Source organism: Candidatus Planktophila lacus (assembly GCF_002288385.1).
In the GTDB taxonomy this organism is placed as follows: domain Bacteria; phylum Actinomycetota; class Actinomycetes; order Nanopelagicales; family Nanopelagicaceae; genus Planktophila; species Planktophila lacus_D.
Genome location: NZ_CP016783.1, coordinates 88,037 through 102,394, shown reverse-complemented (window position 1 = coordinate 102,394; position 14,358 = coordinate 88,037). Strand labels below are relative to the sequence as shown.

15 protein-coding genes and 1 tRNA gene are annotated in these 14,358 nt (G+C 47.3%); 3 read left to right on the top strand and 13 right to left on the bottom strand.

The window, feature by feature from the left end:
• Positions 1–4: 4 nt before the first annotated feature.
• Positions 5–784, top strand: coding sequence for an alpha/beta fold hydrolase (locus tag A1sIIB60_RS00480; RefSeq protein WP_095688779.1), 780 nt, complete (start codon positions 5–7; stop codon positions 782–784).
• On the opposite strand, the gene A1sIIB60_RS00475 is transcribed toward A1sIIB60_RS00480, so the two are convergent.
• Together A1sIIB60_RS00475 and A1sIIB60_RS00470 are read right to left on the bottom strand one after the other, a co-directional pair.
• Positions 762–1,280 carry a beta-class carbonic anhydrase gene (locus A1sIIB60_RS00475; RefSeq protein WP_095670568.1) on the bottom strand — a complete coding sequence of 173 codons (519 nt, stop codon included), beginning with the start codon at positions 1,278–1,280 and terminating at the stop codon, positions 762–764. The two genes, A1sIIB60_RS00480 and A1sIIB60_RS00475, sit on opposite strands and share 23 nt — an antisense overlap.
• 36 nt (positions 1,281–1,316) lie before the next feature.
• Positions 1,317–1,388: transfer RNA gene (locus A1sIIB60_RS00470), tRNA-Thr, on the bottom strand.
• A gap of 96 nt (positions 1,389–1,484) precedes the next feature.
• On the opposite strand from A1sIIB60_RS00470, the gene A1sIIB60_RS00465 reads away from it, so the two are divergent.
• Positions 1,485–2,402: a Ppx/GppA family phosphatase gene (locus A1sIIB60_RS00465; protein WP_095670567.1), complete on the top strand. Its 918-nt coding sequence runs from the start codon at positions 1,485–1,487 to the stop codon at positions 2,400–2,402.
• A gap of 42 nt (positions 2,403–2,444) precedes the next feature.
• Here A1sIIB60_RS00465 and A1sIIB60_RS00460 read toward each other — a convergent pair whose 3' ends face one another.
• Genes A1sIIB60_RS00460 through A1sIIB60_RS00430 form a run of 7 tightly spaced genes read right to left on the bottom strand, consistent with a single transcriptional unit; the run spans position 2,445 to position 10,261 of the window.
• Positions 2,445–3,350, bottom strand: a complete 906-nt coding sequence (locus A1sIIB60_RS00460; protein ID WP_095670566.1) for an NUDIX hydrolase — start codon at positions 3,348–3,350, stop codon at positions 2,445–2,447.
• Positions 3,347–5,413, bottom strand: a complete 2,067-nt coding sequence (locus A1sIIB60_RS00455) for an RNA degradosome polyphosphate kinase (RefSeq protein WP_095670565.1) — start codon at positions 5,411–5,413, stop codon at positions 3,347–3,349. Before A1sIIB60_RS00455 ends, A1sIIB60_RS00460 begins: the two co-directional genes overlap by 4 nt.
• Positions 5,414–5,468: 55 nt before the next feature.
• Entirely contained in the window at positions 5,469–6,245 is a 777-nt protein-coding gene (locus A1sIIB60_RS00450) for an SGNH/GDSL hydrolase family protein (RefSeq protein ID WP_095688778.1), read from the bottom strand.
• A 29-nt stretch (positions 6,246–6,274) separates the two neighbouring features.
• Positions 6,275–7,213, bottom strand: a complete 939-nt coding sequence (gene rlmB, locus A1sIIB60_RS00445) for a 23S rRNA (guanosine(2251)-2'-O)-methyltransferase RlmB (RefSeq protein ID WP_095670563.1) — start codon at positions 7,211–7,213, stop codon at positions 6,275–6,277.
• Positions 7,214–8,617 carry a cysteine--tRNA ligase gene (cysS, locus tag A1sIIB60_RS00440; RefSeq protein WP_095688777.1) on the bottom strand — a complete coding sequence of 468 codons (1,404 nt, stop codon included), beginning with the start codon at positions 8,615–8,617 and terminating at the stop codon, positions 7,214–7,216.
• A 23-nt stretch (positions 8,618–8,640) separates the two neighbouring features.
• Positions 8,641–9,762, bottom strand: a complete 1,122-nt coding sequence (ispD, locus tag A1sIIB60_RS00435) for a 2-C-methyl-D-erythritol 4-phosphate cytidylyltransferase (RefSeq protein WP_095688776.1) — start codon at positions 9,760–9,762, stop codon at positions 8,641–8,643.
• A gap of 16 nt (positions 9,763–9,778) precedes the next feature.
• Positions 9,779–10,261: a CarD family transcriptional regulator gene (locus A1sIIB60_RS00430; RefSeq protein WP_095670560.1), complete on the bottom strand. Its 483-nt coding sequence runs from the start codon at positions 10,259–10,261 to the stop codon at positions 9,779–9,781.
• Between the two features lie 106 nt (positions 10,262–10,367).
• Between A1sIIB60_RS00430 and A1sIIB60_RS00425 the strand changes: the two genes are divergently transcribed.
• Entirely contained in the window at positions 10,368–10,904 is a 537-nt protein-coding gene (locus A1sIIB60_RS00425; RefSeq protein WP_095688775.1) for a hypothetical protein, read from the top strand.
• On the opposite strand, the gene A1sIIB60_RS00420 is transcribed toward A1sIIB60_RS00425, so the two are convergent.
• Genes A1sIIB60_RS00420 through A1sIIB60_RS00405 form a run of 4 tightly spaced genes read right to left on the bottom strand, consistent with a single transcriptional unit; the run spans position 10,870 to position 14,352 of the window.
• Positions 10,870–11,619 carry a phosphoglyceromutase gene (locus tag A1sIIB60_RS00420; RefSeq protein ID WP_095688774.1) on the bottom strand — a complete coding sequence of 250 codons (750 nt, stop codon included), beginning with the start codon at positions 11,617–11,619 and terminating at the stop codon, positions 10,870–10,872. The two genes, A1sIIB60_RS00425 and A1sIIB60_RS00420, sit on opposite strands and share 35 nt — an antisense overlap.
• Before the next feature lie 32 nt (positions 11,620–11,651).
• Positions 11,652–12,134 (bottom strand): type III secretion system chaperone family protein, encoded by a 483-nt coding sequence (locus A1sIIB60_RS00415; protein ID WP_095688773.1) that lies wholly within the window; start codon positions 12,132–12,134, stop codon positions 11,652–11,654.
• Between the two features lie 2 nt (positions 12,135–12,136).
• On the bottom strand, positions 12,137–13,396 hold the full coding sequence (gene mshA, locus A1sIIB60_RS00410) for a D-inositol-3-phosphate glycosyltransferase (protein WP_223298691.1): 1,260 nt from the start codon (positions 13,394–13,396) through the stop codon (positions 12,137–12,139).
• Between the two features lie 32 nt (positions 13,397–13,428).
• Positions 13,429–14,352: an asparaginase gene (locus tag A1sIIB60_RS00405; RefSeq protein WP_095688772.1), complete on the bottom strand. Its 924-nt coding sequence runs from the start codon at positions 14,350–14,352 to the stop codon at positions 13,429–13,431.
• Between the last annotated feature and the right edge of the window lie 6 nt (positions 14,353–14,358).

Here is a 14,358-nt window from a genome sequence, read left to right as displayed (position 1 = left end):
AACCATGCCTGACTACATTGATTTACGTGGACACCAAACCTATTCATACGAATGGGAGAACAACGGTGAAGCAGTTCTACTTCTGCACGGTGGCTTAAGCCAAACTTCGCACTGGGATTATGTCTTAACGCCTGATCTAGAACCTGATTTTCATTTATTTGCCTACGATCGCACTGGACATGGCTACACGGGCGATCAAGCAGGTTCTTTTCATTTTGATTTTCAAATCCGTGAAGCAATTGCCTATCTAGAAGATGTCGTCAAAGAGCCCGCACATTTAATTGGTTGGTCAGATGGCGGAATCATTGCGATGTCGGTTGCGATTGCTCGCCCCGAGCTAGTTAAATCGCTGATTCTCGTCGGGGCTAACTACCACCCGTCTGGAGCAGTGACTCATCTTCCTTTTGTAGAACCAAGCGAAGAAGATAAGGCTGAATATGCTGCAACTTCACCCGATGCTCCACACACTCAAAATGAAAAAATTAAAAAAATGTTAAAGATTTGGGAATCTGAGCCTGACGTCCCTCTTACAGAATTAGCAAAAATCGAATGTCCAACGCTTTTTATTGCTGGCGATGATGATGTTTTCTCTCACGAACACACCCTCGATATGTATCGCGCGGTCGAGTTAAGCCAGTTAGCGATAATTCCAGGAACATCACATATTGCACCTAAGGAAAAACCAGCGCTATTTATTGCGATTGTCCATCAATTCTTAACGGATCTCAATTATCCAGTAACCAAGATGCCGATTCGGCGAGTTAGCAATCAACCGGAACAATAGTTCCGGTCTTAACATCATAAATTGCACCGGCAACGGTGACGCCATCACGCAAAAGTGGATAAGCGCGAATACGGTTTACATCGACCGCTAGCGCCGCCTTTTGATCACGCGTAGTACGAAATTCAAGTGAGCGCGTATCGACGCCGAATTTCTCGTCAATCAGCGCATGGATATCTGCTTCATCGCCACGCGCCATCGCGCAATCGGTATGTGGCATAACCAGGATGCGCTTTACATTTAAAAGATATGTAGCGAGCACCAAGGTGCGGATAACGTCCTCTGTAACTCGAGCCCCGGCGTTGCGTAGGATCTTGGCATCGCCAGATCGCATGCCCACAACTGAAAGCGGATTAATACGAGAATCCATGCAGGTTACGATCGCTAAACCTTTTGCCGCTGAACCGGTTAATTCGGAGTACTGAAACGACTTTGTGTATTCAGCATTCGCGGCGAGCAGATCATCAAATTGTTCGTGAGGAAACGAATAATCTTTCATCGTTACCCCTTCTTCTATCGGGTCAAAACTTTCCAGAGCCCCCCGTCAGGATTGAACTGACGACCTGCGCATTACAAGTGCGCTGCTCTACCACTGAGCTAGAGAGGCTTGCTACCGATTAAGGCAACGGGCGTAATTATGGCAGTTATTGGCGCAATGTAAAAATCAACGAGATTAGGGCGCTAGACAGGTAGGTTTGGCCGCATGCGATTGGGCGTTCTAGATGTGGGTTCTAATACCGTCCACCTCCAAGTAGTTGATGCCCACCCAGGAGCACGACCAAGCCCAGCAACTAATCAAAAAGTTGAACTACGCCTTCACGAGTATTTAAACATTTCTGGCGAGATAGCTCCCGAAGGCGTTGAGTTGCTTGAAACTGCGATAGCCGATGCAATTTCACACGCTAAAGAGTTTAAGACTGAAGAAATCTTGGCATTTGCGACATCTGCTATACGTGATGCTAAAAATGGAAAAGAAATATTGCTTCAGATCAATAAGAAGTTCGATATAGATCTACAAGTGCTCTCTGGAGATGATGAAGCTCGAATGACATTTTTAGCAGTGCGCCGCTGGCTCGGTTGGTCGAGCGGGAGACTTTTAGTTTTAGATATTGGCGGTGGATCGCTTGAAATTGCTGTAGGTGATGACGAGAGCGCCGAAGCAACTGTTTCGTTGCCACTTGGTGCATCACGCCTGACACGTGAATATCTTTCTTCGGATCCACACACTTCTAAAGAGATAAAGTCTTTGGAAAATTATGTAATTGAGGCAGTGAAGAGTTCGGTACCCGAAGATATTATGGAACATATCGCAGATCACTTCGTTGCAACCAGTAAAACTTTTAGAACGCTGGCTCGTCTTGGCGAACATTGGTTTGATGACAATCCAAAATATTTAAAGATTAACTCGCTCACAAAAATGATTCCGAAGCTTCAGGCGATGTCCAATAAGGAACGTGCTGAGCTACCCGGAGTTTCACAGAGCCGCGCACGGCAGATTGTCGCTGGTGCGATTGTTGCCCGAACAACCATGGAACGTTTGCATATCAATGAACTTGAGATCTGCCCTTGGGCTCTGCGCGAAGGTATTGTTTTACGCTGGCTAGACTGGATGGAACGCTAACTTTATTTAGACCTTGTTTTAGACCTTGTTTTAGACCTTGTTTTAAACTATGGGTTCGTCTATCCAATCGCAGGCAATAACTTCTCCAGTACGGCAATGCAAGATAATTGCTTGGGCTGGCTCCAATTCGCGATCCATTGATTTAAAGTACTTTTTGCCAACTAATTTCTTAACCAACTTAGGAATAATTGGGTTATGGCTACAAACTATCGCTGGAATACCACGATCCATTAAATCTTGAATGTAATCCAATGAGACTTCTTTATCCTTTTCATACCCGTATTCAGATAAATCGGCAGAGAAGATTGGAATTATCTCCATAGCGCGAGTCAATGGTTCAACAGTTTCGGTGCAGCGCAGAGCATCAGAGGTGTGAACTTCTTTTATCCCGTATGGAAGATAAATTGGGAGCAAGCGCTTTGCCTGTAACTGACCTTTATGCTCGAGAGGACGATCGCCATCATCGCCGCTCCACTCGGTACGTTTTAACGCTTTGGCATGGCGCAACAAAATGATTGGGAAGGTATCTGTTCCAAACTCCAAGAAATAATCAACAATCTTTCGATCATCTTTATTTGTCAGACGCTCTTTGGCTAGCTTTGGTGAAAGCCACTCGAGTTGATCTACCTCTTCTGGATTAGGAGATCCTTCTTGAATATCGCTTGCTTGCGCCGCCCAGTAACGCACTTCTTTAGGTGCACCTTCCAGCTTGTAAACAACTACGCCAATTTCAGGACCGAAAGTAGATGTGTAGCCAGTCTCTTCCAAAACTTCACGGTAAGCAGTTGCGATATGTGATTCGTTATTTTCTACTTTGCCTTTAGGAAGTGACCAATCGTCATAACGAGGACGGTGAATAACGGCAATCTCGATTTCGGATTCAGAGCTTTTACGCCATAAAACAGCGCCTGCGGCTTGGATTAGCGGTGCGCCATCTTCTTTACTCATGGCCTAGCCTTTCGATAACGCTTTACGTAAATACCCTGCAAATCTTGCAAAGGCTCACCTGATTTATCTGTCGTTACCCGCTTCCAGGAATCGGCGTCCTGGTGCCAGCTTGCTGTTTCGTCGCTGATGGAAAGATCGATTAACTCTTGCAATGAGCTCTTATGCGCTGGGCGCTCAATACGCACCAAGCTTTCTACTCGGCGATCAAGGTTTCGGTGCATTAAATCTGAACTACCGATCCAGTATTCATTATCGCCGCCATTAACAAAATGATAAATACGAGAATGCTCAAGGAATCTTCCCAAAATTGATCGAACTCGAATGTTTTCAGATAGACCTTTAATGCCAGGGCGGATCGCACATATACCGCGGATGATTAAATCGATTTTTACACCAGCAGAAGATGCCTGATATAGCGCTTCTACAAATTCTTCATCAAGCAGTGAATTGAGCTTCATCTGAATGCCGGCTGGCTTGCCAGCCTTCGCATTTGCGATTTCATTTTCGATTTTTTCTAACAAGCCGGTACGAAGGGTACGTGGAGCAACTAATAGCCTTGAGTAAGTTGAGTGAGGTGCAAAACCTGATAATTGGTTGAACAGTTTTGTTAGATCTTCCGTTAAAACAGTATCTGCGCTAAGAATTCCTAAATCTTCATAAAAGCGCGCAGTCTTTGGATTGTAATTTCCAGTACCAATATGGCAGTAGAGACGTAGGCCTTGCGATTCATCACGCACGACGAGTGAGAGTTTGGCATGAGTTTTAAGGCCCATCAATCCATAAACCACGTGCACACCAGCTGCTTCTAACTTTCGCGCCCAGCGCACATTGGCCTGCTCGTCAAAGCGAGCACGAATTTCAATAACTGCTAGAACTTGCTTACCCGCCTCGGCAGCTTCAATCAGTGCTTCAATGATTGGTGAATCACCAGATGTTCTGTAGAGCGTCTGCTTAATCGCAAGCACATTCGGATCTTGTGCGGCATGCTGCAAGAACTGAACTACTGAAGAAGTGAAGGATTCATAGGGGTGGTGGAGCAATATTTCACCCTGGCGAATCGCGGCAAAGAAAAGATCTGGCTCTTCGGAATCTACTTCACTAAGGGCCGCGGCAGTTCTTGATCTAAATGCTGGGTACTTCAACTTTGGTAGATCTAAATCTGCAATCTTTGTTAAATCGGTTAAATCCAAGGGCGCGGGAAGCGAAAGAACGTTTGCAGGGTTTATATCTAACTCCTGGCAGAGTTTATCTAGTAAGTGCTTATCAATACCTTCTTCAATTTCCAGTCGAACCGGCGGACCAAAACGGCGGCGGGCAAGTTCTTGCTCTAGTGAATCAAGTAAATCTTCAGTGTCTTCATCTTCAAGTTCAATATCTTGATTTCTCGTAATACGAAATGTGTAGTGATCTTGAATCAACATTCCTGGGAAGAGTTCTTGTAGGTGAATTGAAATCAGATCTTCTAGCAGTAAAAAGCGCTTGCTATTTGCTGCCGGGCTTACTGAAACTAAGCGCGAAAGTATCGGTGGAACCTTAACGCGCGCAAAGTACTCTTCAGAGCTCTTCGGGTTCTTGACGATAACTGCCAGGTTTAGAGATAACCCAGAGATATATGGAAATGGGTGAGATGGATCTACGGCTAGCGGCGTAAGTACCGGAAAGATGCGATCGCTAAAAATACGTGAGACGTGGTTTCGTTCATCATCGGATAGATCATCCCAGCGAATAATCTCGATATCGTGGCTCTTAAGTTCAGGGGTTATCGTTTTCTTAAAGAGGTTTGCATGGCGCAGCGTTAACTCTTTAACTCGCTCTGAGATTGCGGCAATTAATTCAGCTGCGGTATAACCGGCAGAGTTAACCAGGTGCGGATTAGATTCAAGTTTGCCAAGAACTGAAGCAACTCGAACCATATAGAACTCATCTAAATTTGATGCAAAAATTGTTAGGAAGCGAACTCGTTCAAGAATTGGAATTGAACTATCTTCAGCCATCTCGAGCACACGCTCGTTAAAGGAGAGCCAACTTAGCTCTCGATCAATTAAATGAGCAGCTTCAGGCATGGGCTAAGTCTCTCTTGCTTAAGTGAATATTGAGTAATCGGTAGGTGGACAGCGGCTAAACGGGCCAGCTTGTGGGGGTTGGGTACTTAGCGGTGCGTCCATCACCCGATGATTTTCCGCGAAGACGGCGCCAGACCCATGGAAGTGCAAAGGTAAAGAACCAGATCGCAGATATTGCGCGCTTCTTTAACCAGGGAGTTTGCTGAGCAGGTGGAAGTGGAATTCGCCAAGCCGGATCGAATTGGTAACCCAACTTTTCTAACAACGCTTGCGCAACTCGGTGGTGGCCTTCGGCATTTAAATGTAAACGATCAAATGCTAAGAAACGGCTATCGCTAAAGAACGCCTCTCCATTTGCATCGATAACAATTGCTCCAACTTCTGCTCCAACTTTACGAACGATCTTATTGAATTCGCTAAAGCGCGCTGCCCATACATCTGAACCACGTCCCGTATTTCCCGTGCGTTCTAAAACTGTAAATAACATCACCGTTGCACCAGATGCTGCAACACGGCGAACCGCATCTTCATATAAACCGATAGCAACTTCAGGTTTATAACTTGGACGAAGCGCATCATTTGCACCCGCGTGAAATGAGAACAACGTATCCGAACCAGTTGCATAAGAAATAGCTACCGGAAGTTGGTCATCAATTACCTGCTTAAGCAACTTTCCACGCACCGCTAAATTTACGTAGGTAAAGCCTTCGGTCTCTCTTGCCATCACATCAGCTATGCGATCGGCCCAGCCGCGGTATTGCCCACCGATGATTTCATCGGACATGCCTTCGGAGTACGAATCTCCGCAGACAATTAAACGTTTGTACTTCATCTATCCTAGACCCTTTGACCCTTTGACCTTTACTTGCGACGTTGCTCGTCTACCCAGAAGAGCGCAATTGAAGTTGCAACGCTGGCGTTAAGTGATTCAGTTGTAGCGCGCATCGGAATTGAAACAACAAGATCGCACTTTTCGCGCACTAGGCGGGAAAGACCTTTTCCTTCGCTGCCAACAACGATCATTACATTCTCTTTCGCAACCTTCATGCCGCTCAAAGTCTCATCTGATTCGCCATCTAGGCCGATAACAAAGCAGCCCAGCTTCTTGGCATCATCAATCGTGCGCGCCATATTGGTTACTTGTGCAACCGGCAGACGTGCTGCAGCACCAGCTGATGATTTCCACGCGGACGCGGTCATTGCTGCTGCGCGACGTTCGGTCATGACAACGCCTGCTGCACCGAATGCTGCTGCACTTCGCACGATTGCACCGAGGTTGCGTGGATCAGTTACGCCATCAAGTGCCACAATTAAAATCGGATGGTTTGCACGTTCGGTAATTTCTTGGAATGAAGAGTATTGGTAAGGCTTAATCGCCAAGATAATTCCTTGGCTATTGGCGTTGATGCCTTCAAGTTCTGCACGGTGAACTTCGCGAATCGGAAGTTGGTGATGCAGTGCAAGTTGCAGTGATTCAGCGACGCGATCATCGACATCGATACTGCGTGCAACGATTAACTCGGTTGCCGGAACGCTGGCACGAAGTGCTTCAAGGACTGCGTTACGACCAGAAACAATTTCTCCCTTTGGTCGTTCGCTTCGACCAGTGCGAGTACGTGGTGAAACTTTCTTTTCGGCAGCCTTCTTACGCTTTGCCGCTGCGTGGTACGGACGATCTTCCGCCTTTGGCGTTGGACCTTTACCTTCTAAGCGACGTTTATTTTTTCCACCGGTTCCACCAGTTGGTCCCTTTTTAGAACTTGATCGAGCTGCGCCACGAGGTTTTGCAGTGCCGGCCATTTACTTCTCGCTTATCTGTGAGATAGACCAACGTGGCCCTTGTGCTGTGTCTTCAATAATAATTCCAAGTGCCGCTAATCCATCGCGAATCTGATCTGATGCGGCAAAGTCTTTGCGTTCGCGCGCTGCTGTGCGCTGAGCCAAAGCCAATTGAATCACGCCATCAAGTGCATCTGTTAAATCAGCGCCACCACTTGTCGCAAATACTGGATCAAAGGGATCGCAACCAAGTATTTCTAGCGCGCCGCGAATTTCATTTGCGGATTGCGAAATCTGCGCCTTATCCCCTGAAGTTACTGCGCTATTGCCTAAGCGAAGCGCTTCAGAGATACCAGCAAGTGCTGTTGGTACTGCTAAATCATCGTTCATGGCATCAGTAAACCCTTGTGAAATAACAGGAGTTGGTTGCGCGCCAAGAATTTCAGTGGCGCGAGTTAAGAAACCTTCGATGCGACGGAAAGCTGTTGCAGATTCGGCAAGTGCTTCGTGCGAGAACTCGAGCATCGAACGGTAATGCGCACTGCCTAAATACCAACGCAATTCAATACCGCGCACCGTCTTTAACAACTCAGCTACTTGTAGCGAATTACCTAGTGACTTCGACATTTTTTCACCAGATGCAGTCACCCAAGCGTTATGCATCCAGCGCTTTGAAAATGCATAACCCGCAGCTTCTGATTGTGCGATCTCGTTCTCGTGGTGCGGAAAGATCAGATCAAGTCCGCCGCCGTGAATATCAAACGCTTCACCTAGATATGAATGTGCCATCGCTGAACATTCGAGGTGCCATCCGGGACGACCTGCGCCCCACGGAGTTGGCCAAGATGGATCTCCAGGCTTGGCTGCTTTCCAAAGTGCAAAGTCGCGTGGGTCTTTCTTATAAGTCTCATCGGCATCAGCAGCTGGTTGTAAGTCATCAACCTTCTGACGAGAAAGCGTTAAATAAGATTCAAGTTTGCGAACTTCGAGATAAACATCGCCATTGCCGGGCGCATATGCCGCACCGCGTTCGATGAGCAGAGTCATTAACTCGATCATCTGAGTGATGTGTCCAGTAGCGCGTGGTTCGTATGTAGGTGGTGCAACATTTAACGCTGCATAAGCTTCAGAAAAGGCGCGCTCATATTTCATCGCAACTGCCCACCAAGGCGCCTTCTCGTGCACGGCCTTATGCAAAATCTTGTCATCGATATCAGTGACGTTACGAATGAAAGTTACGTTGTATCCAGATTTAGTTAACCAGCGGCGCAAGATGTCGAAGTTAACGCCAGAGCGCACATGTCCGATATGAGGAGGTGCCTGAACAGTTGCACCGCAGAGATAAATACCGACTTCGCCAGCCTTTAGCGGAACAAATGGGGATGTGGTTCGCGTTAGCGTGTCATATAAAGATAGCGAACTCATTGGCTAAGTCTATCTTGCAAGGCTTATTTAGAATAAATCAGCGCAGATGCAATGGCTGCAATGCCCTTGCCTTCACCAGTTAGGCCCATTCCATCGGTGGTTGTTGCAAGTAACGCGACTTCTGCGCCACCCAAAGCCGCTGAAAGCGATGCGATAGCTTCGGCGCGACGTGAACCGATCTTCGGACGATTTCCAATTACTTGCACTGATACATGCGAAATTGCGTAACCGCTCTTTTCTACAAGTGCCAGAGTTTCTTTAAGCAAAGTTGTTCCTGATGCGCCCTTATATTCAGGTTTATTGGTTCCGAAGTTTGAACCCAGATCACCAAGGCCACTTGCTGCAAACAAAGCATCGCAAATTGCATGAGCTGCAACATCGCCATCAGAGTGGCCTTCCACGCCATCTTGATCAGGCCACAACAAACCTGCCAGCCAAAGTTCACGACCGGCTTCGAAGTGATGGGCATCCACACCAACACCGGATTTAAAGTTCGTTGATTTTCCTAAGAATTGCAGCGCAGTTGCCATATCGGCGGGGGTTGTAATTTTAATTGCGCGTTCTTCACCTTCGATTACGCGAACTGGTTTGCCCAGTGATTCAACAAGTGCCGCATCATCAGTTGCTTCAGCAGATTGGGCATGTGCTTGGCTAATCAATTCATAAGTAAAACCTTGGGGAGTTTGAACGCGACGCATTGCTGCACGGTCGGGAGTTGAAGTAACAATTCCGCTGGCATCAACGATTTTTACCGTATCTGTTTGGGCAAGTCCTGGAATAACTGCAACGTCGCCGTTCTTAAGGGAGGCAACCACGCGCTTTGCTAAATCAGGTGAAGCCAGCGCGCGAGCAGCATCATGAATCAATACATATTCGGCATCGCATAGAACTTTAGATAAACCAATTCGCACGCTCTCAGAACGCGTAGCTCCACCAGTTACAACAGTTACGCCATCGCCAACTAACTTCTGGATCTCTTTTTCATATCCGCTTGGTGCAGTAACAATTATTTGGTCAGCAATTGATGAAATGGCAGAAACAGCATGCTCGATAAGGGTGCGATCACCGAGTTGAATTAACGCTTTGGGAATTGATGCGCCAAATCTTTCGCCGCTACCTGCAGCAGCAATGATTGCGGCGATCATGAGAAGAGTTTGTTACTTAAGAAGCGAGAACCTCGTCAAGGAGAACTGCAGCCTTTTCTTCATCTGTGCGCTCAGCAAGAGCTAGCTCAGAGATAAGGATCTGCTTCGCCTTGGCGAGCATGCGCTTTTCACCAGCAGAGAGTCCACGATCGAGATCGCGACGGTAGAGATCGCGCACAACTTCTGCGACCTTAATGACATCTCCTGATGCAAGTTTTTCTAGGTTTGCCTTGTAACGACGTGACCAGTTTGTTGGCTCTTCGGTGTAAGGCTGGCGAAGTACATTAAATACGCGATCAAGGCCGGCGCTGTCTACAACATCGCGGACTCCGACTAGATCTACATTGTCTGCAGGAACGCGAACTGTGAGATCTCCTTGTGCAACTTTCAAGACTAGGTAGGTACGTTCTTCGCCCTTGATGATGCGAGTTTCAATCGCTTCGATAAGAGCTGCTCCGTGATGGGGATAAACAACGGTTTCGCCGACCTTAAATGTCATGTGTTGCCCTTCGCTAGACGACCAATTCTACCAGCCATTTTAAGGTGAGAAAACCCCAATAAATCAAAGGGAATAAGCGCTTAAAACGCATGAGAGAATATGCCCTATGTCTCGCACTAAAAAAGCACTTACATCACTTATTGCTATTTCTCTTGCGCTATCACTTACTGCATGTGGGCCAGGACAAGATGCGCCAACTCGCATGATTAAGCAAGTAACAGATGGTGTTGAACTCTCGCTAAAAGATAATGGCGTAGATATTGAGATTTTAAATCTGCTTTTAGTTGCGACTGAAACAGGCGACGCGGTTCTCGTTGGAACAATTGTTAACCAAGGCGATACTGAAGATAAGTTGCTCGGAATTGCTGTTGGTTCAAACCAAGCGGTTTTAACTGGCGAGAGCGCGCTAAAGAAGAATCAACCAATTCGTTTTGAAGGTGATACCGCAAACGCTAAGGCAGTCTTCTACGGCGTTTCGCCTGTTGCAGGCCGCCACGTGAAGATATCGCTTGGCTTTGCTCGCGCTGGTTATGTAACTGCAGAAGTAATCATTCGCGACAAGCGTGATGACTATAAAAACGTTACTTCAGGTGCTGCTACGCCAGCGCCTACTTCTTCCCCTGATTCGCAACCGCTTCAATAGCAGCCTTCGCAGCATCTGGATCTAGATACTCTCCGCCTTTTTTAACGGGCTTAAAGTCTGCATCTAAGTTGTAGAGCAGTGGAATTCCAGTTGGAATATTTAGCTCTGCGATATCTGATTGCGAAATTCCATCTAGGTGCATCACTAGCGCACGCAGTGAATTACCGTGCGCAGTAACAAGTACCCGCTTTCCAGCCTTTAAATCAGGAACGATAGATTCTTGCCAGTAAGGCATCATGCGCGTTACTACATCTTTTAAGCACTCAGTTGCAGGCAAATCTGAACCTAAATCAGCATAACGCGCATCGTTTGCCTGGCTATAAGGATCGTTGGCCTCAATTGCGGGAGGCGGCGTATCGTAAGAACGGCGCCATAGTTTGAATTGTTCTTCGCCATATTTAGCGAGCGTCTCTTTCTTATCCTTGCCTTGCAGAGCGCCGTAGTGGCGTTCATTTAAACGCCATGAACGACGAACCGGAATCCAATGGCGATCACATGCATCAAGTGCCAACTGTGAAGTATGGATTGCACGGCGAAGAAGAGATGTGTGAACTACATCAGGCAGAAGGTTGCGCTCTGCCAATAGTTTTCCGCCACGAGCAGCTTCGGCTTCACCTGCTGCAGATAAGCGAACATCTACCCAACCGGTGAAGAGATTCTTGGCGTTCCATTCGGATTCACCGTGGCGTAGCAGGATTAATTCGTAGTTCGACATGGCGCTTATCTTGCCATGTTGCGTGCAAATATTTAAATCAGATGCTTAAAGGCGTCGAGATTTGCCAGTGATTCACCACGATTTACTCGCCATGCCCATTCACGGCGGATAGCAGTCGCAAAGCCAAGTTCAAGCAGTGGATTAAATGATGAATCAGAATATTGCAGCACTGCGCCAACTAATCGATCAATCTCGCGATCGGTGACTGCCCCAAGCGGCAAACGCCCAACTAAGAAAATATCGCCGAGTTCATTTGTGGCAAATGCGATTCCGTACATCCCCGCATTCTTTGCCATGCACCAAGCATGAACTGCCGCCTCGTTATCATCAGGTTTGCGAATCACAAATGCGTTAATGCTTAAAGAATGATCACCAACAATTAGCGCGCAGTGAGTCTGTAACTTCTTCTCACCTGGCAAAGTAATCAGGAAGGTATTGGCATCTTTCTGCTCAAACTCGAGATCGTGTGAATCAAGAAACTCTTCAATCACAATCCGTGGATCAATAGCGGCCACTATTAACCGATCGACTTGGCAGAGCGAGCTGCATCAGAGATAACTTGATCGTAAATATCTAAAGTGCCACGCGCGGTGGCATCCCAACCGAAGTGAGATGCATGTTCAATCGCGCCCATAGAAAGCAGTACGCGACGCTGTGGTTCTTGCAACAAACGCGCCAAAACAGATGACCATGCACGTGGATCGTGGCCATCTACAAGTACGCCAGAGATACCGTCGGCAACTGCGGTGCGAAGTCCGCCAACAGCAGTTGCTACAACTGGTGTGCCACAAGCTTGTGCCTCAAGTGCAACTAGCCCAAAACTTTCAGAGTAACTTGGAACGCAAACTAAATCAGCGGCTCGATACCAGTTAGGAAGTTCGATACGTGGAACCGGCGGATTGAATTTAACAACATCATCAATACCAAGCCAGATAACAAGTTCCTTTAAGCGTTCTACTTCACTGCCATTTGCACCAGATGCCCCGCCAACGATGTAAACGCGAAGCTTTGGGCGCAGCTGTGGGGAATGCAAAAGCATCTCAGAGGTAGCGCGGATTAATAGTTCAGGGCCTTTATGTGGCTGGATACGTCCAACAAAAGTTATTACATGGGTATCGGCATCAATGCCTAAAACTTTACGAGCGGCTTGACGACCCGCACCCGGAGTGAAGTTATATAGATCAACACCTGGCGTAACCACGTGAACAATGTCAGGGCAAGCTTCATATAGCGAAACCAGGCTCGCAGCTTCGGCATCGGTATTAGCCGTTAGCGCATTTGCTGCAGCAACGATCTGTGTTTCACCTTGCACGCGGATCATTGGTTCAGGGGTTTCACCTTCGGCGAGAGTTAGATTCTTAACGCGCGCCATGGTGTGCATGGTGTGGACTAGCTGCATCTTTAAATCTTTAGCGACTCGCATCGCAACTTTTCCAGAAAGCCAGTAATGCGAATGGATCAGGTCGTAGTGACGATCGCCAGAGAGCGCCTTTTTAAATTCAGCGCTGAGTTCAGCAAAGTGTTGTGGAACTTGCTCTTTAGTTAAATGAAGATCATGGCCAGCATCTAAGTGATGGACATTTACACCAGGAGAAAGTTCAACTACTTCTGGAAGGTCTAAGTGATCGCGGCGCGTGAAGATATCTACTTCCACACCTTGCGCCGCCATACGCGCGGCACTTTCAGCAACATAAATATTCATGCCGCCGGCATCACCAATGCCCGCTTGTTCTAGCGGACATGTGTGAACCATCAACATGGCTACGCGGCGTTGCATACCCTCAGGGTACGCCCATTTAATTGACGCCGCTAAATGGTGGCGCGAATAGTGCCGATTACACGCGGGCCGCCCATGACTTTTTCTGGGGTTAGCGCTGTATCGATTCCAAATTCATTTAAGCAGGCATGCACGATCGTGCGGAATGCGCGCAGTGAGCCATCGCTTACTTTAAATACAAAGGTGCGGCCATCGGCAAGTGAGCAAACATTGACTGCTTCTGCGCCATCTTTCATAAATAAGCCGGGTACTTGTTGCATCATCTCGGTGTTGTGGCGACCTGTCCCACCAACCATTTCAGGGAATTTGCGAGCTGCATCCATAACATCTTGATGAATAGGATCAGTTGAAATAGTTATCGCACGAATTGCACGCGCTAAACCAATTACCGAAAGCATAAATAGCGGTGCTCCACAGCCATCGGTTGATGTAAAGGAGATACTTTCGCCAGCTAACTTTTCAAGTTCTTCCTTGATCGCAACTTGCAGTGGATGTGACTGTTCTAGATAACTTTCAATAGGCCAACCATTTTTCACACAAGTTGCCAACATTGCAGCATGTTTTCCGCTGCAGTTCATAGCGATACGCGTTGGTGGGTTATCTCCCCATGCGCGACGTTCATTTTCTCCAAGTGGGCGATCTAGCGCACATTGCAGTGCGTTTTCACCAAGTCCAACGCTTGCCAATATTTCACGCGCACCATCGATATGCATTGCAGCACCTGAATGGCTAGATGCAGCAAGTGCCAATAAGCGCGGTTCTAACTGCAGACCGTGGCGCACCATCGCTGAAGCCTGTGCGCACTTAACTGTGGAACGCGGAAATATTTGGGTATCAATATCGCCCAATGATTTAAAGAGCGAACCATCAGAATTTAATATCGCCAAGAAACCGCGATGTTCGGACTCTACGAAACCATCGCGAACGTATTCGGCTAAGACCGCGTCGTTAAACATATTTAT